Origin of the sequence: Allomuricauda sp. MMSF_3307 (assembly GCF_030733585.1) — a bacterium.
Lineage (GTDB): Bacteria > Bacteroidota > Bacteroidia > Flavobacteriales > Flavobacteriaceae > Flagellimonas.
In genome coordinates, this window is record NZ_JASHIQ010000005.1 from 41,095 (window position 1) to 62,828 (window position 21,734).

A 21,734-nucleotide genomic window follows, 5' to 3' on the forward strand; every position below is an offset into this window, starting at 1 on the left:
GATAATCACTATATGAACAAGATTACAATTCTTTGGGTCGATGATGAGATAGACCTTTTAAAACCCCACATCCTATTTTTGGAGAGCAAAGGGTACAAGGTGGTCACCAGCCAAAGTGGCCAAGATGCGCTTGAGGAAATTCGGGAAGACTTTTTTGATATTGTTTTTTTGGATGAAAATATGCCAGGGCTTTCTGGCCTGGAAACCTTGACCGAAATCAAAAAATACGATGGTTCCATTCCCGTGGTGATGATCACCAAAAGCGAAGAGGAATATATTATGGACGAGGCCATCGGGTCTAAAATTGCCGATTACCTCATTAAGCCAGTTAACCCCAACCAAATTCTACTTGCCTTAAAAAAGAGTTTGGACAATTCCCGCCTCGTCTCAGAAAAAACCACTGCGAACTATCAGCAGGAATTTCGGAAAATCGCCATGGACCTTTCCATGATTAATTCCCAAGAAGAATGGGTAGAGCTATATAAGAAATTGATCTATTGGGAGCTCGAACTGGAACAAATCGAGGATTCGGGGATGTTCGAAATATTGGAATCGCAAAAAGTGGAGGCCAATTCGCAGTTCGGGAAGTTTGTGGACAAGAATTATAAAAGTTGGTTCAAGGAAGGTGATGCCCCGGTGATGTCCCATACGCTTTTCAGAAGCAAAATCCAGCCCGAACTGGAAGGCCACAAAACACTTTTGGTGGTCATTGATAATTTGCGGTACGACCAGTGGCTGGCGTTCGAGAAAACCCTATCGGTACACTATAAAAAGAAACAAGAGTGTGCCTATTTCAGTATTTTGCCCACCGCTACACAATATGCCCGTAACGCCCTCTTCTCTGGCCTGATGCCGGCCGACATGGAAAAACAATATCCTGATTGGTGGAAAAACGATACCGACGAAGGTGGCAAAAATCTTCGCGAATCCGAATTTCTGGGAGAGCAGCTCAAACGCTTGGGGCTCGACCTTAAATGGGAATACCACAAAATCAACAACCTGAAGCAAGGGAAACAATTGGCCCAAAACTTTAGGGCACAAAAAGACAACGATTTGACCGTAGTGGTCTATAATTTCGTAGACATGCTATCCCACTCCAAAACCGAAATGGAAGTGGTAAAGGAACTGGCTTCCAACGACAAGGCCTATCGCTCCTTGACCTTGAGCTGGTTCAAAAACTCACCTTTGTTGGAAATCATTCAACAAGCGCAGGATTTGGGCATGAAGTTGATTTTGACCACAGACCACGGCACCATCAATGTGAAGCAGCCGTCCAAGGTGATCGGTGATCGCGAAACCAGTCTTAACCTAAGGTATAAGACCGGGAAAAGTCTTACCTATCAAGAAAAGGATGTGCTATCGACCAAAAATCCGCAGGAAATACATCTGCCCAACATCAATTTGAGCAGCAGCTATATTTTTGCCAAGAACGATCTATTTTTTGCCTACCCGAACAATTACAACCACTATGTGAGTTATTACAGGAACACCTATCAGCATGGTGGAGTCTCCTTGGAGGAAATGATTGTTCCCTTTGTAGTATTGGACCCCAAATAAACAAAGCGTGAAGAGACAATTTCAGTTGGATGATATCCACCAGATAGCCAAAGAGGTCCTTCAAAACGCACCCAACAAAGTGTTGTGCCTGTATGGCGATATGGGTGTGGGCAAAACGACTTTGGTAAAAGCAATGGTAAAGGAGCTCGGCGCCGTAGACATTGCCAACAGCCCTACGTTCGGACTTGTAAATGAATATTGCGATGCAAATGAGGTGCCCCTAGCCTATCATTTTGATTTTTATCGCCTTGAGGATGAAATGGAAGCCTTGGACATGGGCTTCGAGGATTATTTGAATTCCAATGCCTGGCTATTTATAGAATGGCCCCATAAGGTCGCCTCCCTTTTGCCCGAAGATGCTGTGGGGATATTCTTGCACTTTATCGAAGAAAGCACGCGTTCAATCGAGTTAAATGTTTCTTAAAACACAATCGGTCTATCTTCAAAGAAATTATTGCACAGAGCAAGCCGATTTCGATGAAATGACATTTTTTTACGTTAAAAAACCAATTTTATCGATAAAAGGTATGGTTAGTTGAAATATTTTCCTACATTTGCTTTGTGAATGAATTCATTTATTAACCAAAAACTCTTTTACGATGAACACTAAAAAAGTTTTTTTTGGATTGCTAGCTGTTGCATTTTTGGCAATGACCGCTGTTTCAACAAGCGTTGTTAAAGCTGACAGTGACCAAACTACTAGCATTAAAAAAAGTCAGCTTAAGAAATTATAGTCGACTTTATCCTAATTGAAGCAATAATCCCTTTTTTCGAGAAGGGATTATTTTTTTTACAATAATCCGTCCTTTTTTTAGTTATCTACAACAATGAAGGACAAGGCCAGAATCAGAAAGAAGTTTGTTATTGAGGGTGTGGTAGCGTTATTTATCGCCATATCCCCTCTTTTATTTTATGGATACAAGTATTTACCCGTTGGTGCCGAAACATGGACATTCCTTGGTATAGACTTCGGTCACAATGGTTTCGATGATGTTAGTTTGGCATTTTATTACTATTTGAACAAAGTAGTGCCCTTACTCTTATTGGTCATTTGGTTCGTTACCTCCAAAAACTGGTGGTACCATGCCATTTTGATTCCAATAGCTATGTACAGCTTCCAGTTATTCACTGTACTGAATTATTCTAATAGTGAACGGATCGATGAAAACGAAATTCTGTACGTCATTGCAGTGACCATGGTGGTCATACCCATTGTATATTTTATTAGGGTAAAATTGGTGGACAAACACGTGCACGGCATTGATTTGGATGCCATGGATACCGAGCTTCAAATTCTTAAGGAAAAAGAGGAATTGCGCAAAGAGCGCGAGAAATTGGAACAGCGCAGAAAGACTGCTTCAAAAAAAATGTAAATTTGCTCGAATACCTTTAGGTATCTTGAATAGATTTACTGTATATGAGCCAAGCTTCCTCTCCTTTTAGCAAACAACAACTGCTTCCCCAAGAAGAAACCCTGGAGGTCATCAAACAAAAGGGCGAGTTATTCATTGGAATTCCCAAGGAAAACCAATACCAGGAAAAGCGGGTTTGCCTTACCCCAGATGCCGTAAACGCCATTACCGCCAACGGTCACCGTGTATTGTTGGAATCCGGAGCCGGCGAAGGGGCTAATTTTTCCGATATCGATTACACCAATGCAGGAGCAGAAATCACAAGGGACACCAAAAAAGTGTTTTCCTGCCCGTTGATTTTAAAGGTGGAACCCCCTACTCTTTCCGAAATAGATATGCTGAACCCGCAGACCATTGTAATTTCTGCGCTTCAAATAAAGACCCAGAACAAGGAGTATTTTGAAGTCATGGCCAAACGAAGGCTCACGGCCATTGCCTTTGAATACATCCGCGACGATGATGGCAATTATCCTGCGGTGCGCTCCTTAAGCGAGATTGCGGGCATCTCCTCTATTCTCATTGCTTCCGAACTGATGTCGAACCCATCAACAGGGAATGGATTAATGTTCGGTAACATTAGTGGTGTTCCGCCGGTGGAAGTCGTCATTATAGGAGCTGGAACCGTGGGCGAATATGCAGCACGGTCGGCCCTGGGATTGGGTGCCAATGTAAAGGTGTTCGACAATTCCATCAGCAAACTCAGAAAACTACAGACGAATCTGAACCGGACCTTGTACACCTCTACCGTGCAACCCAAGAACCTATTAAAATCACTGAAACGCTGCGATGTGGCCATTGGTGCGACCCGTGGAAAGGATCGCTCCCCTATTGTGGTATCCAAATCCATGGTGGAGAACATGAAAAAAGGTTCCGTGATCATCGATGTAAGTATCGATATGGGTGGTTGCTTTGAAACCTCGGAGATCACTACGCACAGAAAACCCACTTTTGAAAAGTACGGTGTGGTCCATTACGGCGTGCCGAATATCCCATCGCGCTATCCGCGAACATCCTCTATTTCCATCAGTAACATCTTTACGCCCTATTTATTGAAAATCGGCGAGGAAGGAGGCCTTGAACATTCGCTCAGGTTTGACAAAGGATTGCGCAATGGACTTTATATGTACCACGGTATTTTGACCAACAAATCGGTAGGCGATTGGTTTGGGCTGAACTACAACGACATTAATTTTCTTATTTTTTAATTGAAATGGCATTTTTGAAACGATTGGGATGGTACTTGGTTGGCCTATCCATTGGATTGATTTTTTTGGTTTTTATACTGAAGAAAAAAACAGGGGAAGGTGGCTTGGATTTTTGCTATTTGCCCAATTGCAGGGTACTCAAGGATATGCGCTCCAAACCCATCGTCTTCTCTGAGACCTTGCCCGAAGCCTATCGCGATACGCTCCTTATACAATTTTTTTTGAAAGATGGAGATGTGGATTTTGGAAAGAGCGACACCAAATCAGAACCGTGTAAAACATATTACATTTCTCATGAATACAAGGGACAAGAATGGGAACTTACCGCCAAAAATTGTGAGGAGGAAGTATTGGTGGAACAATTAAATGCCTTGGACTAATCCTCCAACTTCCTACGTTTCCGTTCCTTTTCGATCAGGGCCAGTTCCCTGGAGGTTTGTCCGGCAACAGAGGTATTTTCTTCCGCCCTGCGGATCAAATAGGGCATTACATCCCTCACGGGTCCGTAAGGCACATACTTAACGGCATTGTACCCCTGCGCAGCCAAATTGTAGGTGATATGGTCGCTCATCCCAAACAACTGTCCGAACCAAATTCGTCCATCGTTGGATTCGATGCCCCGTTCTTCCATTAAATCCACCAGTTTCAAGGTACTTTTCTCGTTATGCGTGCCAGAAAAGATGGAAAAATCTTTCAAATGCTCCATCATATAATCAATGGCAGCATCAAAATTTTCATCAGTCAGGCGTTTGTTTTTACAGATGGGGCTTTCATATCCTTTTTCCTCTGCCCTATCGTTTTCTTTCTCCATGTAAGCACCGCGCACTACCTTGGCGCCAATCTTAAATCCTTCTTCCTTGGCCATTTCGTGCAACTTCACAATATAGCCCATACGGTCCCAGCGGTACATTTGAAAGGTATTGTAAACAATCGCTTTTTCCTTGTTGTATTTGCGCATCATGTCTAGGACCAAATTGTCCGCGGCATCCTGCATCCAGCTTTCCTCGGCATCAATCAGCAAGGCCACATCCAGTTGGTGTGCCTTTTGGCAGACTCTGTCAAAACGGTTCACCAAACGGCCCCACTCTGCTTGTTCGTCTTCCGATAGCTCACTTCCTCGGGATACTTTTTCAAATAACTTAAAACGACCAAAACCGGTGGGTTTGAACACCGCAAAGGGCATGGCATCCTTTTCCTTTACAAAATCGAGAATCTCCAAAGTCTTCTCCATGGCAAAGTCAAACTGATTGTCCACCGACTTGCCTTCCGCGGAATAATCCAAAATGGAGTACACCCCGTTACCATACATATTGTCAATAATGGGCAAACAGTCCTTTTCGTTGACCCCTCCGCAGAAATGGTCAAAAACGGTGGCCCTGATCAATCCCTCTACGGGCAAATGGGCCTTTATGGCAAAATTGGTCACCGCAGTACCGATACGCACCAGGGGTTCCTTGGAAATCAATTTGAATAAGAAATAGGCTCGCTCCAACTGGGAGTCCGACTTTAGCTCAAAGGCTATTGCAGTATTCTCAAAATTTGGTCGCATTAATTATCATCCATTAAAGATTCAAAGATAAGTACGCAAACTAGAACCGTATATATAAAAATAGTCTTTATTTAGTGGTGTAATTAAAATTATGGAGTCGGTTAAATCACAGTCCTACGAGGTACACATCAACGAATTGGCCAAAGCTGCTCTGAACCAGCATGTTGGTCAAAAAAAGTATTCCAAAATCTTTCTTTTGGTGGATGAGAACACCAAACTGCATTGCAAGCCTTTGTTTTTGGATATGTTCGAGCATGAGATCGATTCCATTTTAGAGATTCCTTCGGGGGAAGAACACAAGCACATCCACACGTGTTTGAAGCTCTGGGAAGAACTTTCCCATTTGGATGGTGACCGGAAAAGCTTGCTGATCAACCTAGGTGGCGGTGTGCTTACGGATATGGGCGGTTTTGTAGCATCTACCTTTAAGCGAGGCATCGATTTCGTAAATATCCCCACTACCCTGCTCTCTATGGTCGATGCTTCCATTGGAGGAAAAACGGGCGTGGATCTAGGGTCATTAAAAAACCAGATAGGGGTCATTAACCAGCCACAAATGGTCCTTATCTTTCCGGAGTTTCTGCAAACCCTTGACGAACGACAGACCAAAAGCGGTTTTGCAGAAATGCTGAAGCATGGTCTCATTCAGGATAAAGAATACTGGAACGACCTGACGAACAATGGCAACTTTACCGACCCTGCCCGTATCCAAAAATCCATTGCCATTAAAAATGAAGTGGTGCTGCAGGACCCTACAGAACAAGGTCTGCGCAAAATCCTGAATTTTGGCCATACCCTTGGGCACGCCATCGAATCCTACTGTTTGGACAATCCGAACAAACGTACTTTGCTGCACGGTGAGGCCATTGCTGCCGGGATGATTTTGGAAGGCTACCTGTCCCACGAGCTCCGAGGGCTCTCCCGATTGGACGTGGACGATATCAAAAATGGTTTTTTGGCCCATTTTGACCGTGTGGAATTCACCTCGGAGGATATTGATGCCATTCTTCATTTGTTGAAGTATGACAAGAAAAATTCCCATGGCAATGTGAATTTCGTGTTGTTGCAAGCGATTGGAGACGCCGTTACCGACATTAAGGTTCCGGAGGAATTGTTCCCAAAAGCTTTTGCTTACTACAGGGAATAGCCCTTTTATATACTCTTTTTTTGCGTTCGCAACTCTTTGGTCAAATCAAATTCGAAAATTCCTAGTTTAGGATTAATGTAATAACTGACCATTATGAAACGAATTTTGATTGACTACAAAAAACTGGATCACGCCGTAGCCGCCAGATTAATCGATGCCTATCCCTATGGTTATGGCGATGACGACATCATCACCATTAAAAAACCGAATGGCGAAGTGCTGGAAGTAGTGGAAGTACGTACTGAGGATACCATCTATCTGGTAAAAATCAGCAAGAGTCTTTCCAACTTTATCGCCAATTTTGAAGAAACTATTGAAAAAGAGTTGGATAAGGAATTGGTGGCTTCGGAATTTGAGGAGGATTCTTTCGAGGCTTACGAACCTACTTCCGATGAGTTGGAAAGTGAGGACACTTATTAGGCTATAAATATCTTTCCCTCAAAATGCGAACATGGTGCGCTTGGTGACCACTGGTGATAAAACCCAGTGCGCGAACACTCATTTTTGAGCCGCTGGCCACACCCACCCTTTTGAGCGCTTCCTCGTCCAAAGAAGCAAAAAGCGTGATGGAGGAATCCCGTACGGCCACATATTCATCGATCAAATCCTTTTTACTGCGATTATTGGCGTTCGAAACAGGAACATAGGCATCCTGGTCAAAGCCGGGGAATTCACTTTTATCGTTTCTGGCAATACAGAGCGCCCTATATTGAAAAATCCGTTCCGTATCCAACATATGTACCAATGCCTCCGCCAAGGTCCATTTGCCCTCGGCATAGGCATAGGTTAGTTTTTCTTCGGGGATTTCTTCCAATAAGGATAGCAGAACCTGCTTTCCATTCCGTAATTCATCCAACAAATCAATGTCCCCCAATGCCATCACGTAGGTATGGTAAAAGGGATTGTATTCCGAAGTGGGAAGTTCCGAAAGTAACATAGGTGTAAAAAAGGATTACAGCTCGTTGAAGATGGTATGCATCAACCGTCGCTTGTCGTTGATACTCTCCTCCAAGGATATCATGGTCTCGGTTCTACTGATACCGTCGATATCATCAATCTTGAAGATGATGTTTTTCGCATGCGTGGTATCCCTAGCCCGGATCTTGCAGAAGATATTGAACTTGCCCGTGGTGATATGGGCCACGGTAACGTAGGGTATTTGGCTCAATCGCTCCAAAACGAACTTGGTCTGGTGCGTTTTCTCCAAAAATATCCCGACATAAGCTATAAAGGAATAGCCCAATTTAACATAATCAAGTGTTAGGGAAGAACCTTTGATGATTCCTGACTCTTCCATTTTTTTGACGCGGACATGAACCGTACCTGCGGAAATCAGCAACTTTTTTGCGATGTCCGTAAAAGGGGTACGGGTGTTATCGATCAGCATGTCCAAAATTTGGTGATCTATTTCGTCGAGTTTAACTTTGTTCATTACATTAAATTTTGCAGCAAAATTAGTTAAAAAAGGAAATTTACGTAATAAAATTGGTTATTTTTTAAATAAAACGCAAGAACCTCACCCAAACTACTTTAGATTCTTGAATTCTCGAAGCAAATCCAGTATTTCGTGCTGTTCCGGCGAAAAGCCAAAATCCTTGGAATCAATACATTCTATGGTCTGGTGCCCATAAAAGCCATTCAAATCGCCTATTTCCGCTATCTCGGGGCGGAAAATAATCTTTTTGTCTTGCAGCACTTCTTTAAACCGAATCCCAACGGACTGTCCGGTTTCAAATGCACCATTCACCAGCTCTGGATGTTTCACCAACACATCAAAAAACAATTTGTGGTTATTGGGAATGGAAAAATAGTCTCCCGTATTAAACGCTTCGATGGTATCGTTCGCTATAGTATGCAAAGCTTCAACCAAGGCCACAAAAATCAGTTCACGTGTTTTCTCCCTTTCATAGTCATTGGGATAATGGCCAGATTCGAACAATACGGTGGGAATGCCGAGCATTTGGAACGTATCCCCTACGCAGTTATCGTTAAAGCCATCATCATACCTGCCAATCTGCCCGGGAATCAATGTTTGTAAACGATGGTTCATGGCGGCAATCAATTTCATGGCCACTTCCCTATTGGGAGTAATTTCCCGCTCAGGACTGCTCGCTGGGGATAAAAAGGAAACCGTAGCTGGTTTATTTTTCTCACCTGCGCTAAATAAGGTACGTTGGTCATGAAGATTAAAACAATAATCGGGCTGAAACCGTTCGAACAAATCCCGCAGGGCAATGCTTTCTGGTTGGGATAGATTTTTAGCATCCCTGTTCAGGTCGATTTTGTTGCTGTTTTCACGGGTATAATCGTTAGCTCCATCCGGATTAAGCATTGGAACCACCATAAGGGTGCATTCCTTTAAAATGTGCTTTGCATCTTCCAAATCGGACTGTAGGTAATTCACCATATCCCAGACAGCTTTGGTAGTGGTGGATTCATTCCCGTGCATTTGGGACCACATGAGGATTTTTTTACCGCCATCCCCCATGGTAAAGGCATGTATGGGAATCCCCTTGACCGAATCGCCTATATGGGTTAATGGAGAGGGTACTTTTTCAAAACAGCCTCGAATGGAGTCCTTATTGATATACCGACCTTTTATGGACTGTTCTTTAAACCGTGAATAATCTAGCATGGATTGATGGAATTAAAGTTTACAAAAGTAACCATACACATTTTTACAAATGTAAACAGTTGAAAGAATCTGATGGATACATTTGTATCGTCCAGAATAGCTCATTTTAAGGTAAGTCTATACATTTGTAAACCCTACTTTAGTTAAATAATCTATATACTTGAATATCAATACTATAAATATCATGACCTGTAGTCTTACTTTATATATTTAAACCCTCTTTAACGATTTTAATAATGAATTTCGCATGAATAGATTATCTTTGGAATATAGTAATTTACATTTGTGAATAAAGATATTGTCAAACGTATAGAGCTGGTTATTGAGTATTTGGAATTGTCCGTTTCGGCCTTTGCGGATGAGATTGGTGTACAGCGTTCCAGTATCTCTCATCTACTCAATGGAAGAAATAAACCTAGCTTGGATTTTATTATGAAGTTGGTGAACACCTACCCCGAAGTGGATCTTTATTGGCTCTTGAAGGGACAAGGAAGTTTTCCTAAAGATGAGTCTCTACCTGAGAAATCTAAAATTGAAACTCAGAAGGATATTTTTCCGGAAGAATTGATTCCTGATAACCCCCAGCTTGAATTTCCTAGCCCTTCCCAAAAAAACACTCCAACTGGGCAACCTAACAAAATTGTGTTTTTCTACCCCGACGGAACTTTTAAAACGTATCACACAAAAAAGGATTGATGCTTTCACGTTCTTTCCGTTACTTTGTATTTATGATAAAACGTTTATTTCCTACCCTGTCGATTTTTTTGATGTTTGCCTGTGGTCAACCTCCTGAGCGTAATTGTGAAGATTTTAAAACGGGTTCTTTCTCTTTTAAGGCAACTATTAATGGTGAAGAAAAGGAGACCGTCTTCCACAGAACCTTGGAAATGGAAATTGACGAGTTTGAAGGCAAAGTGGATTCTTCTTCTGTTCGTTGGATCAACGATTGTGAGTACATCCTAAAAAACCTAAACCCTAAGAATAAGGCGGAGGAAAGACCTATCCACATTAAAATACTCACCACTTCGGAATCATCCTATACGTTTGAGTACAACATTGTGGGTGAGAATAAAAAATTTAAAGGTACCGCGGAAAAAATCGAAGATTAGAACGCTGCTTTTCCCTACGATTGCTCTTAGCGCTTGCTAATTGGGCCGTTGGTAAGCCAACTCGGGACTGGATTCCTTGTGCTTTTCAAATAATCGTTGCTGCTGCTTCACGGTAAGCGTGCTGCCGTCGTGGCTCCATCCGGGAGGTCCAAAGATATACATCAGTTTATGCGAGAGCTTTTTGGATTTTTTGACATCATTCCAAATATCCTTGAACTCGTGGGTCAATATTACCACGGGATTGTATGAATTCGGCGCATGAATCACTCCGTATTTTACATCGATATCATCATCGAGTTCTTTCCAAGTACCGAACATCTTGTCAAAAATATTCAGGAATCCTCCGTGGTTTTTATCCAAATACTCTACATTCTGGGCATGGTGTACTTGGTGCATGGTGTGGGTGTTGAATATTTTTTCCAAAAACCCAAGCTTTGGAACGTAAACCGTATGCAATTGAAACTGCCAAAGCGCTTCGATACCCAAACATACCAAAACCATTTCCGGAGGAAAACCGATAGCGGGCATCCATATATAGAAAAAGGGTTTATACAAAATCGTAAACCAACCGTTGCGGATGGCCGTACCCAAATTGAAATTATCTGAGGAGTGGTGCACAATATGCGCAGCCCATAAAATACGGACTTCGTGGTTGGCCCGATGGAACCAGTAATACGTAAAATCGTCTGCCAGTTGGCACAGAATCCAAACGTACCAAGCATAACCAAATGAGGCATAGCCCATAATATTGGTCCTTACCCCGTCAACTACTGGATTAAAGAGTTCGTAGGTTCCTTCAAACAACAGTATGGCAAAAGCAACTTTGAACAACGGCCCCAAAATAGCGGAACCTATTCCCATAAAACCACTGGCGGCCAAATCTTTCCAATTGTAAAGCTCGTCGTGATCGTGGGTTTTGCTGTATGTTAATTCAAGTAAGATAAAGGCAATGAATACTGGCACGCCATAGACCAGGGGGTTTGTAAAGTCCATAAAGAAATTTTAAGCAGTGTGTGCTTTTGACATGTGTTATTCTAAACGAGCAAATTAACTATAAAAAGGGTTAAAACAAAGTAGTTTGGTCGGAACCATCATTCTTTGTTTCAATATCAGTATCATCGTTGTCTATTTGTTCTTCGTCCACTACTTCGATATCCTCGGTCCTAGTTTCCTCCGGCTCTTCGTAAGGCAGTGGGCTTAAAACATTAATACTTTTTACTTTTTCCGGAGTCAGTTGGTTTCCAATGGCCTTTATACCCTTAACTGCAATAAATTCCTCAACATTCACCTCCAAATTTGGTTTGGGGTCTTTGCCTCGCGGTTTTATGAACTCTACTTCCAACATGGGTCTCCAATCTGTGGATACCAGTTCCAAGTAGGATTTCGGGTCTTCGTCAATGACAACTTCCTCTTTGTTGGGGTTTTCGATCAAGAATCGTTTCAGGTAAAAACGTTCTTTGTCCCCAACATAATGCACCACAGAAATAGGTTTGTCCGGATTCCATTTCTCCAGTACGATCATATCATCGCTAAATCGGGTGAGCAAATCAGGCGGAATGGTTTTAACAATCCCTTTTTGGTCGACCACCAAAAGCAGGTCATCCCCTTTAAATTCTCCCAGAAGCTCACCTCTTCCATCTACATTCAGGCGGTTGACCACATCATCGAACCAAATTTTCCTAGGTTTAAGGGTGGATACGCCCTTTTCTTTGAGTTCGATGCGCTTTACGGCGTATTTGGTGACCAAATTTCCTTTGGAGCTTCGGCCTTTGATCAATACATCAGAAAAGTCCAGGTCCCATTTTAATTTTTTGATGCTACCGGACTGACGGAGCATTATGGTAACCACTTCTGCCTCACCATTGGGATTGGCCGAAAAGTACAAGACTTCCGAAGTAGGTTTGTCACCGGCAAGCTCGTATATCTTGTCCCTCGTCATGCTGGTAACGTTGAATCGCTTCACATAACTGGGCCCACCTTTCATGCTTTTGTAAATCATGTTGTAGGTGGTGCGCTTGTCCTTCTTTTTGAATACGGCCACGTGGATGATGTTTTTCCCAACAAACACCTTGGAGTCCACTTTGGTGACCATCATCTCCCCTTTTTGGGTGAAGACAATAATATCATCGATATCGCTGCAGTCGGTTACGTATTCGTCCCTTTTCAAGGAGGTTCCAATGAAACCCTCCTCCCTGTTGACGTATAACTTGGTATTTCTGATTACCACTTTAGTGGCCTCGATATCATCAAATATTTTGATTTCGGATTTGCGTTCCCGGCCTTCGCCATATTTCTTTTTGAGTTCTTTGAAATAAGCAATCGCATACCCCACCAAATGCTCCAAGTGATGCTTTGTCTCGGCAATCCTTCCCTCCAAACTATCAATAAGTTGTTGGGCCTTTTCCAAATCAAATTTTGAAATCCGTTTGATGCGGATTTCGGTCAGCCGAACGATATCATCCTTGGTGACTTCCCTTTTTAAATGGGAAATATGGGGCTTCAATCCTTTATCGATGGCAGCGATAACACCTTCCCAGGTCTCTTCTTCCTCAATATCCCGATAGATCCTGTTTTCAATAAAAATACGCTCCAACGAAGCAAAGTGCCACTGCTCTTCGAGTTCGCCCAACTGTATTTCAAGTTCTGCTTTAAGTAGTTCAACCGTATTGTCCGTTGAACGCTCCAACATTTCCTTTACCCCTATAAATAAAGGCTTGTTATCCTCTATGATACAGCCCAGTGGCGATATGGAACTTTCGCAGGCCGTAAATGCATAAAGTGCGTCAATGGTTTTATCCGGAGAGATGCCATTGGGCAAATGCACCAAAATCTCCACTTCTGCCGCAGTATTGTCCTCTATCCGCTTAATTTTGATTTTCCCCTTGTCATTAGCCTTTAAGATGGAATCAATTAAAGAGGATGTGTTGGTGCCATACGGGATTTCGTTGATGACCAAGGTGTTCTTGTCCAAGGTCGATATTTTTGCACGAACCCTAATTTTTCCCCCTCGCATGCCATCGTTATAATTGGTCACATCAATAATCCCGGCGGTGGGAAAATCGGGAACCAAGGTAAATCGCTTGCCTTTCAGGTGCTTGATGGATGCATCAATCAATTCATTAAAGTTGTGGGGCAATATTTTGGTGGACAGACCAACGGCAATCCCTTCTGCTCCTTGTGCGAGCAAGAGCGGAAATTTCACAGGGAGATGGACAGGTTCCTTTTTCCGGCCGTCATACGAAAGTTGCCACTCCGTAATCTTTGGGCTGTACACCACCTCAAGGGCAAATTTTGACAATCTGGCCTCGATGTATCGAGAGGCTGCGGCGCCATCGCCAGTTAAAATGTTCCCCCAGTTTCCTTGGGTGTCAATCAGCAGGTCCTTCTGCCCTAGCTGCACCATGGCATCAGCGATACTGGCATCACCGTGCGGGTGGTACTGCATAGTATGTCCCACTACGTTGGCCACTTTGTTGTAACGTCCATCGTCCAGCTCCTTGAGCGCATGCATGATCCGGCGTTGTACGGGCTTAAATCCATCTTCGATGGCAGGCACGGCGCGCTCCAAAATTACATAGGAAGCATAATCCAAAAACCAATCTTTGTACATCCCGGTGACCTTCACCAGGCTATCTTGGGACTCGTCTTGGTTTTCTAAACTTTCATCGTTCAGTTCTTCGTTCTCTTCCATTTAGAAAGGCAGCATTTATTTGGGTTGTAGTTGGTTTTCTTCAACAAGATCAAGCTCCACTTTAAGGTTGTTGATGATAAAATCCTGTCTGTCCGGCGTATTCTTACCCATGTAAAACTTCAACAGGGCATCAATGCTCATGGCCTTGTCGAGCATTACAGGTTCCAACCGGATATCGTCACCAATAAAATTTTTGAACTCGTCCGGGGAAATCTCGCCCAATCCCTTAAATCGGGTGATTTCAGGTTTTCCGGAGAGTTTCTCTATGGCTTGTCTTCTTTCCTCCTCACTGTAACAGTAAATGGTCTCTTTTTTGTTGCGCACCCGAAAAAGTGGGGTTTGGAGGATGTATAAGTGGTTTTCCTTGATCAATTCGGGAAAAAATTGCAAAAAGAAGGTAATCAACAGCAAACGGATGTGCATTCCGTCCACATCGGCATCCGTGGCGATTACGATATTGTTGTATCGAAGATCTTCCATGGAATCCTCGATGTTCAACGCCGCTTGCAATAGGTTGAATTCTTCGTTCTCGTACACGATTTTTTTGGACATTCCATAGGAATTCAAAGGCTTTCCGCGGAGACTGAACACCGCCTGGGTATTCACATCACGTGATTTGGTGATGGAACCGGATGCAGAATCACCCTCGGTAATGAAAAGGGTGGTTTCCAATCGCCTGTCCTTTTTCATGTCCTGCAAATGAATACGGCAGTCGCGTAATTTTTTATTGTGGAGACTGGCTTTTTTGGCACGTTCCCTGGCCAGCTTCCTTATGCCCGAAAGTTCCTTGCGTTCCTTTTCGGCCTGTACTATTTTTTTCTGTAGCGCTTCCGCCGTCTGTGGATTCTTATGCAGATAATTGTCCAGTTGTGTTCCGACAAAATCGTTGATAAAGGTCCTGACCGTCGGTAAATCCCCACCCATATCGGTAGAACCCAATTTGGTTTTGGTCTGACTTTCAAAGACGGGCTCCATTACTTTGATGGAAACCGCAGAGATGATGGATTTCCTGACATCCGAAGCATCGTAATTTTTTCCATAAAAATCACGGATGGTCTTAACCACAGCTTCCCTAAATGCAGATTGATGCGTCCCCCCTTGGGTGGTATGCTGACCGTTTACAAAGGAATGGTACTCCTCACTGTACTGGGTCTTGCTGTGGGTCATGGCCACTTCAATGTCATCCCCCTTCAAATGGATGATGGGATACAGGAAGTCGTCCTCATTATTGTTGTCCTCCAATAAATCCTTAAGGCCATTTTCCGAGTAGAACTTTTCACCATTGAAAACGATGGTGAGACCTGGATTAAGGTAGACGTAGTTTCTGAGCATGCGTTCCACATACTCGTTTCGGTATTTGTATTTTTTGAAGATGGTTTCGTCGGGTGTGAAACTCACCTTGGTTCCCTTTCGGCGTGAAGATTCTTCCAACAGCTCTTCATTGATCAGATTTCCGGTTTCAAATTCGGCCGACTTGGATTTTCCGTCCCGGTTGGACTCCACGCGAAAATAGGTAGAAAGCGCATTCACGGCTTTGGTTCCCACTCCATTCAATCCGACGGATTTTTTAAACGCACGGGTATCGTACTTACCACCAGTATTCATTTTGGAGACCACATCCACCACTTTGCCCAAAGGTATGCCCCGACCATAATCCCGAACATGGACGGTATTGTCCTTGATATTGATCTCGATGGTCTTTCCAGCTCCCATCACAAATTCATCGATACAGTTATCGATTACCTCTTTGAGTAGGATGTAAATACCGTCGTCCGCAGAAGAACCATCGCCCAATTTTCCAATGTACATCCCCGGGCGCATGCGAATATGCTCCTTCCAATCCAGCGAACGGATATTATCCTCAGTATATTGGGTATCTGCCATTAGTAAAGGGTTAATCCTTGCAATATAAAATTTCGGAGCAAAAATAAAAGGGTGCGGATAAGAAAGTAATCAACAATAAAAAAACTGTATTGTTGATAGCTATTGGAAACAATCGCCCTCAGCAATCTCTTGTTTTGTTGGGTTATAGGCGTTGTTTTCTATAGATGGCTCCAAGTCAATATCGTTCACAAAAAGAGCTTGCAATCCACAAAAATCAGTTAATACAGGGTTGGAGGCGATTTGGATGGAAGTACATTTTTGTAAAGAGGTCAGTCCATCAATCTTAGTTAATTTTACATTTACATCAATCTTTAACAGTCCAACCTCCTCAAGATTATTAAAACCATTTAATTGGCTCATATTTTCATTGTTATGAATAGTAAGTGAGTTCACTTTGTGTAAATTTTCAAAACCACCAAGATTATAGGTCCCAAAGTTTGTTGAAAAATCTATTTCATCAGCTATTTCTAGACTATCGAAAGCATTCAAAGAATTTATACCATTTACAAACATTAAAAGCCATGTTAACTCTTTAATGACGTGGAAGCCTGAGATGGAAGTCAGATTTCTATTCTCCACAAATTGAATTGCCTCGGGTGAAGTCACTAATTTTTCAAAGCCTTTAAAGCTGGTCATTTCCCTATTGCGATTTACAAAAAGATATCCCTGCATTTCTTCAACCTCATGGAAAGAGTCAACTAAAAAAGAGCCACTATTAGATTTAATGGTTAAATATTCCAACTTTTTTAGCTTGGAAAATCCACCTATATAATCAACCCCTTCGTTCTGTTGAAATAAGAATCCTCTCGTTTCACTTACCTCATTAAATGTATCAACAATTTTTAAGGTTTCATTATCAAATACTTGTATATCCCCTACTGTTTTCAAGGCATCAAATCGATTTATTGAGGTAAGTTTATTATTTCGATAGATGCTTAATAATCCACCTATGTTAACCACGTTTCTTAAACCACTTAAATCATTTAAAGCAAGATTGTTTTTAATATAAAGCACTCCATTGATATCGGTTAAGTTTTCCAGTCCATTTAAATTTTCCAAGTCATCCATGTAATTTATCCAAAGTGAACCAACTTCCTTAATAGACGAAAGTGCCTGTAGACTCGTTATTTTTGAAGACGTAATTTGATTACCTCCGCAAAATAACCTTCCCGTGATTTTTGTGTAACCGATTGCTCCAAAATCTTCAACCTCTTGTTGAGTACCCAGCACTACATCACCTTCGAATACAATTTCTTGCGGTTCGGAATTGAGTGTTGTAGCATTCAATTGTTGACCATAAGATGTACCCTTGCTATTTGTAGCATAAGACCTAAAGTAATAGGTCGTATTGGGTTCTAAATTGGTTATTTGCGCAACAAAGTTTCCTGTACCAGAACCAGAAGATTTTTTGTTAGAGCTTAAGTCAGGATTCGAATTTAATCCCCAAACAATGCCCTTGTCGGCTATGTTAGCTCCACCATCATAGGATGCCGATCCACTGACGGTGACCGAAGTTTGGCCGATAGTCGTAACTTCCACTGTGGAAATAGTTGGAAGGCTAATTGGGTTTTCTGTTTCAATTTCACCCGAATCATTGGAAGAACATGAAGCCAATAGTAAAAAAAGTAAAACAAAGGGGGTAAATAAAATTTTCATCCAAAACATATTTGAGAGCAAGAAACAAATTAATATGTTACTCTGGTAAGTTTTTTCGACGAAATTTGAAATAAAAAGACTCAACTAACGGTTCAACTATTCTTTGTAGATTTTTTACTTTGAACGGAGAGGTAGGTCACCCCAAAAATCACAATGGACATTCCGGCCAATTGCCAATAGGTCAGTTTTTCGTCCAAAAACACATAGGCCAACAAAATAGTGGAGACCGGCCCCAAACTTCCTAAAATCGAAAAATTGGAAGCACCAAGCCGCTCAATGGCAGCGGATACCAAAAAAGAAGGAATCAACGTGGCAAAAATGGCCATGGCAACCCCGTAGGCATAGGCTTGCCAAGGATATTCCATAAAACCCCATTCACCCGCAAACAGATAGTGCACCACAATGCAGAGGGTAGAGACAATCATGGCGTAGCACGTAAACCGAAGCACGCCAAACTTGGGAATCAACCAACCACTGCCCACCAAATAGGATGCGTAAGTGATGGCGCTCAGCAACACCAGAAAACCGCCCACCAAAACCTCATTTCCGCCCAGGTCGAGTTCGTCCCAAAAGGTAATGAGAACACCCAAATACGTGATCAAAATGGCAATGGTCTGGACTTTGGTTATCCTTTGCTTGAAGGCTAGCCAACTCAAAAACACGACAATGGTGGGGTACACGAACAAGATGATGCGCTCCAATCCCGCCTTGATGTAATTCAATCCCAAAAAATCAAAATAACTGGCCAGATAGTAGCCAACGAAGCCAAACACAAAGAGCCATGCATAATCTTTGGTTTTGATTGTTGTGTTGGTAGTCTTTCTTCGGATCAAAAAGAGAATAAAAATGTAAAACGGTAGGGAAAAAAGCATGCGAAACAGGAGCAAATCCAAGGTGTCCACTTGGTAGCCATAGGCCAACTTTACCATCACGGCCTTGGAAGAGAAGAGTACCACTCCCAAAACCCCGTACAAAACGCCTAAACCTTTACTGGACATAGCACAAAACTAGATTTTGTCCAAAAGGTAGAAAAACAAAATAATGGATGGATTACAACGCCCAAGGGCTACACATTAAACCTGAAGTGCATCACATCACCGTCTTTAACGATGTATTCCTTACCCTCTACCCTCATTCGGCCGGCTTCTTTTACTTTGGCCTCGCTACCGTATTTCACATAATCATCATAAGAAATGACCTCGGCACGGATAAAGCCTTTTTCAAAATCGGTGTGAATGACCCCAGCGGCTTGCGGAGCGGTCGCCCCAACAGGTATGGTCCAAGCGCGAACTTCTTTAACCCCTGCAGTAAAATAGGTTTCCAAGTCGAGTAGTTTGTAGGCGCCTCGGATCAATTTGGCGGAACCCGGCTCCGAAAGTCCCAAATCCTCCAAGAACATTTGGCGCTCTTCGTACGTTTCCAATTCGGTGATATCGGCTTCCGTACCCACGGCAAGGAAGATAACTTCTGCATTTTCATCAGCTACCGCTGCCTTCACTTTCTCCACGTAGGCGTTGCCATTTGTTGCGGATTCTTCATCCACATTACAGACGTACATCACAGGTTTGTCGGTAATCAACTGCATCGGCCTCACATATTCTTCTCGGTCATCCTCGCTTAAAGTAATGGCACGAACGGACTTTCCGGCCTCCAAACCTTCCTTAAGGGCAGTCAAGACAGCTTCCTCCTTTTGTGCTTCCTTGTTTCCTGTTTTGGCTGCACGCTTTACCTTGTCCAATTTTTTCTCCACACTCTCCAAATCCTTCAATTGGAGTTCCATGTCGATGGTTTCCTTATCTCGAATAGGGTCTACGGACCCATCCACGTGCACCACATTATCATTGTCAAAGCACCGAAGCACGTGCAGAATCGCATCGGTTTCGCGAATATTTCCCAAAAACTGGTTGCCCAATCCTTCTCCTTTGCTCGCTCCTTTTACCAAACCGGCAATGTCCACAATCTCCACGGTGGCAGGCACCACGCGTTCAGGATTAACCAATTCTTCCAATTTCTCCAATCGCTGGTCGGGAACGTTTACCACGCCAATATTGGGTTCTATGGTACAAAAAGGGAAGTTGGCACTCTGCGCCTTTGCGTTGGACAAACAGTTAAAAAGAGTCGATTTTCCTACGTTGGGCAATCCTACGATACCTGCTTTCATCTAATTACATTGTATTTTGAGGGTGCAAATATAGGGTGAAGTTTTGTGACTGCCCATCAATAATTTTGTAGGAAGAGGTAGAAAATGACAATGAACACAGCCATCATGCCCAATATGGCAATCAATGACAGTGCACAGCCCAAGTGTCTCCAAATACCGTTATATTCTTTTTCGTTTTCTTGCATAAAAAACCCCGAACTAAGGTTCGGGGCTAAATTAGATCATTTTTATTTTTTATCCATCGGGATGCATAAACTTTTGCTTGCCCAACAGTTCTTCCTCGGTTTCCACATGGTCTTCATCCGGAACGCAACAATCCACCGGACAAACGGCCGCACATTGCGGTTCTTCGTGAAAACCTTGACATTCCGTACATTTATCGGGAACTATATAGTAGATTTCATCGCTTACAGGCTCTTGGACTTCGTCGGCATTTACTTCTTTCCCGTTCGGAAGCACCACATCGCCCTTCAATGAAGTTCCTTCACTATATCTCCATTCATCTGCACCTTCGTAAATAGCGGTATTTGGGCATTCTGGCTCACAAGCACCGCAATTGATGCACTCATCTGTTATAATAATTGCCATAATTTTCTTTTCCTTTTGGGCTGAATTTTATCAGCATGCTTACTTTTGACAAAAATAAACCCTACTAAATTAGTGTACAAATTTAATGGCACCGGATACAAATACCATAAAAGCTTTTGTTAAACTTGGAGAATTCCTAACGGATTTTTGTGATACTTATTACGATAACCATCGGAATATCAATGGGGAATTGAAAGAGGTCGTTGTGGCGTCAGGTCATCAAAATGGCTGGTTTACCGAAGATAATGTGCTGTTCGCCCTGCAGCAATGGGGTAAACTGCTGACCGAGAAAAACATTATGGATTGGATGTCGCACTACAAGTTCAATAGCGATACTCAGCCCAAAAGCATTGGTATCGTGATGGCTGGAAATATACCTTTGGTCGGTTTTCATGACTTTTTGTGCGTCCTGCTTTCGGGCCACAACGTTTTGGCTAAACAATCTTCCAATGATAAGCTCCTCCTACCCTATCTCGTTCGTTTTTTGATAGCACAAGAGCCATCTCTTTCCACTAAAATCAACTTCGTAGACGATAAGCTCAAGGATTTTGATGCAGTGATTGCCACAGGAAGCAATAACACCAGTCGTTATTTTGAATACTATTTTGGAAAAAAACCGAACATCATTCGAAAAAACAGAAATTCGGTGGCTATTTTAACTGGAAATGAGACCCCTGAGGAATTGAATGCCTTAGGAGAGGATATTTTTCGGTATTATGGTCTGGGTTGCCGCAATGTATCCAAAATTTTTGTGCCCAAAGACTACAATTTTGATGTGCTGTTCCAAGCACTGTACTCGTACAAGGACATCATCAACCAGCATAAATACGCCAACAATTACGATTACAACAAGGCTGTATATCTCATGAGCGAATTCAATATTTTGGACAACGGCTTTTTAATTCTGAAAGAGGATGAGGCCTTGGCATCCCCTATTTCGGCGTTGTTTTACTCTTATTTTGAGGAAGAATCCGAATTGTTGGCACAATTGAAAGAAATGGATGAACACATCCAATGTGTGGTTTCCAAAGGTATTCAAGGACACCATATCGGTTTTGGCGAGACCCAAAAGCCCAGTTTAAAGGACTATGCGGACGGAATCGACACCATGGAGTTCCTACTTCAACTTTAATGAAATCC

At 42.6% G+C, this 21,734-nt stretch carries 22 protein-coding genes; 11 read left to right on the forward strand and 11 right to left on the reverse strand.

The features are described 5' to 3' along the window. The first annotated feature begins 12 nt into the window (after nucleotides 1-12). The 6 genes from RBB12_RS12715 to RBB12_RS12740 all read left to right on the forward strand — a co-directional run bounded on the left by RBB12_RS12715 (nucleotide 13) and on the right by RBB12_RS12740 (nucleotide 4,554). Nucleotides 13-1,557, forward strand: coding sequence for a PglZ domain-containing protein (locus RBB12_RS12715; RefSeq protein WP_293284795.1), 1,545 nt, complete (start codon nucleotides 13-15; stop codon nucleotides 1,555-1,557). 7 nt (nucleotides 1,558-1,564) lie between these two features. Continuing rightward, nucleotides 1,565-1,981: a tRNA (adenosine(37)-N6)-threonylcarbamoyltransferase complex ATPase subunit type 1 TsaE gene (tsaE, locus tag RBB12_RS12720; RefSeq protein WP_306014077.1), complete on the forward strand. Its 417-nt coding sequence runs from the start codon at nucleotides 1,565-1,567 to the stop codon at nucleotides 1,979-1,981. A 175-nt stretch (nucleotides 1,982-2,156) separates the two neighbouring features. Continuing rightward, complete coding sequence (locus RBB12_RS12725; protein WP_257024048.1) at nucleotides 2,157-2,291, forward strand: hypothetical protein; 135 nt, start codon at nucleotides 2,157-2,159, stop codon at nucleotides 2,289-2,291. Between the two features lie 93 nt (nucleotides 2,292-2,384). Continuing rightward, nucleotides 2,385-2,930: a hypothetical protein gene (locus RBB12_RS12730; protein ID WP_293284800.1), complete on the forward strand. Its 546-nt coding sequence runs from the start codon at nucleotides 2,385-2,387 to the stop codon at nucleotides 2,928-2,930. Nucleotides 2,931-2,974: 44 nt separating this feature from the next. Continuing rightward, nucleotides 2,975-4,174, forward strand: a complete 1,200-nt coding sequence (locus RBB12_RS12735; protein WP_127141945.1) for an alanine dehydrogenase — start codon at nucleotides 2,975-2,977, stop codon at nucleotides 4,172-4,174. Between the two features lie 5 nt (nucleotides 4,175-4,179). Then, a complete protein-coding gene (locus RBB12_RS12740) occupies nucleotides 4,180-4,554 on the forward strand; it encodes a DUF4258 domain-containing protein (RefSeq protein ID WP_306014076.1) in 375 nt (124 codons plus the stop codon). Here RBB12_RS12740 and RBB12_RS12745 read toward each other — a convergent pair. Continuing rightward, entirely contained in the window at nucleotides 4,551-5,723 is a 1,173-nt protein-coding gene (locus tag RBB12_RS12745) for a proline dehydrogenase family protein (protein ID WP_306014075.1), read from the reverse strand. The genes RBB12_RS12740 and RBB12_RS12745 overlap by 4 nt on opposite strands. A gap of 91 nt (nucleotides 5,724-5,814) precedes the next feature. Here RBB12_RS12745 and aroB point away from each other — a divergent pair, with 91 nt between their 5' ends. Beyond that, nucleotides 5,815-6,870, forward strand: a complete 1,056-nt coding sequence (gene aroB, locus RBB12_RS12750) for a 3-dehydroquinate synthase (protein ID WP_306014074.1) — start codon at nucleotides 5,815-5,817, stop codon at nucleotides 6,868-6,870. Nucleotides 6,871-6,963: 93 nt separating this feature from the next. Next, nucleotides 6,964-7,290 carry a hypothetical protein gene (locus tag RBB12_RS12755; RefSeq protein WP_306014073.1) on the forward strand — a complete coding sequence of 109 codons (327 nt, stop codon included), beginning with the start codon at nucleotides 6,964-6,966 and terminating at the stop codon, nucleotides 7,288-7,290. Between the two features lies 1 nt (nucleotide 7,291). Here the strand turns inward: RBB12_RS12755 and RBB12_RS12760 are convergent, their stop codons facing one another. The 3 genes from RBB12_RS12760 to RBB12_RS12770 form a co-directional block, all read right to left on the reverse strand. Continuing rightward, nucleotides 7,292-7,807: a DinB family protein gene (locus RBB12_RS12760; protein WP_306014071.1), complete on the reverse strand. Its 516-nt coding sequence runs from the start codon at nucleotides 7,805-7,807 to the stop codon at nucleotides 7,292-7,294. Between the two features lie 15 nt (nucleotides 7,808-7,822). Further along, nucleotides 7,823-8,302: an Lrp/AsnC family transcriptional regulator gene (locus tag RBB12_RS12765; RefSeq protein WP_127141951.1), complete on the reverse strand. Its 480-nt coding sequence runs from the start codon at nucleotides 8,300-8,302 to the stop codon at nucleotides 7,823-7,825. Nucleotides 8,303-8,395: 93 nt separating this feature from the next. Further along, entirely contained in the window at nucleotides 8,396-9,505 is a 1,110-nt protein-coding gene (locus tag RBB12_RS12770) for a M14 metallopeptidase family protein (protein WP_306014069.1), read from the reverse strand. A gap of 285 nt (nucleotides 9,506-9,790) precedes the next feature. Between RBB12_RS12770 and RBB12_RS12775 the strand changes: the two genes are divergently transcribed. Both RBB12_RS12775 and RBB12_RS12780 read left to right on the forward strand, forming a co-directional pair. Beyond that, nucleotides 9,791-10,201, forward strand: a complete 411-nt coding sequence (locus RBB12_RS12775; protein WP_306014067.1) for a helix-turn-helix transcriptional regulator — start codon at nucleotides 9,791-9,793, stop codon at nucleotides 10,199-10,201. A 32-nt stretch (nucleotides 10,202-10,233) separates the two neighbouring features. After that, nucleotides 10,234-10,614, forward strand: a complete 381-nt coding sequence (locus RBB12_RS12780) for a DNA topoisomerase IV (RefSeq protein ID WP_179385522.1) — start codon at nucleotides 10,234-10,236, stop codon at nucleotides 10,612-10,614. 36 nt (nucleotides 10,615-10,650) lie between these two features. Here the strand turns inward: RBB12_RS12780 and RBB12_RS12785 are convergent, their stop codons facing one another. The 7 genes from RBB12_RS12785 to RBB12_RS12815 form a co-directional block, all read right to left on the reverse strand. Further along, nucleotides 10,651-11,607 carry a sterol desaturase family protein gene (locus tag RBB12_RS12785; protein WP_179385523.1) on the reverse strand — a complete coding sequence of 319 codons (957 nt, stop codon included), beginning with the start codon at nucleotides 11,605-11,607 and terminating at the stop codon, nucleotides 10,651-10,653. A 70-nt stretch (nucleotides 11,608-11,677) separates the two neighbouring features. Continuing rightward, nucleotides 11,678-14,305, reverse strand: a complete 2,628-nt coding sequence (locus tag RBB12_RS12790) for a DNA gyrase/topoisomerase IV subunit A (RefSeq protein ID WP_306014066.1) — start codon at nucleotides 14,303-14,305, stop codon at nucleotides 11,678-11,680. A 15-nt stretch (nucleotides 14,306-14,320) separates the two neighbouring features. Then, nucleotides 14,321-16,189, reverse strand: a complete 1,869-nt coding sequence (locus RBB12_RS12795) for a DNA topoisomerase IV subunit B (protein ID WP_179385525.1) — start codon at nucleotides 16,187-16,189, stop codon at nucleotides 14,321-14,323. A gap of 99 nt (nucleotides 16,190-16,288) precedes the next feature. Beyond that, on the reverse strand, nucleotides 16,289-17,845 hold the full coding sequence (locus RBB12_RS12800) for a fibronectin type III domain-containing protein (RefSeq protein WP_306014065.1): 1,557 nt from the start codon (nucleotides 17,843-17,845) through the stop codon (nucleotides 16,289-16,291). Nucleotides 17,846-17,937: 92 nt separating this feature from the next. After that, nucleotides 17,938-18,843 (reverse strand): DMT family transporter, encoded by a 906-nt coding sequence (locus RBB12_RS12805; RefSeq protein ID WP_306014063.1) that lies wholly within the window; start codon nucleotides 18,841-18,843, stop codon nucleotides 17,938-17,940. A gap of 68 nt (nucleotides 18,844-18,911) precedes the next feature. Next, complete coding sequence (gene ychF / locus RBB12_RS12810; RefSeq protein ID WP_179385528.1) at nucleotides 18,912-20,006, reverse strand: redox-regulated ATPase YchF; 1,095 nt, start codon at nucleotides 20,004-20,006, stop codon at nucleotides 18,912-18,914. A 234-nt stretch (nucleotides 20,007-20,240) separates the two neighbouring features. Further along, nucleotides 20,241-20,594, reverse strand: coding sequence for a 4Fe-4S dicluster domain-containing protein (locus tag RBB12_RS12815; RefSeq protein ID WP_127141959.1), 354 nt, complete (start codon nucleotides 20,592-20,594; stop codon nucleotides 20,241-20,243). An 85-nt stretch (nucleotides 20,595-20,679) separates the two neighbouring features. Here RBB12_RS12815 and RBB12_RS12820 point away from each other — a divergent pair, with 85 nt between their 5' ends. Then, nucleotides 20,680-21,726: an acyl-CoA reductase gene (locus RBB12_RS12820; protein ID WP_306014062.1), complete on the forward strand. Its 1,047-nt coding sequence runs from the start codon at nucleotides 20,680-20,682 to the stop codon at nucleotides 21,724-21,726. Nucleotides 21,727-21,734 lie beyond the last annotated feature (8 nt).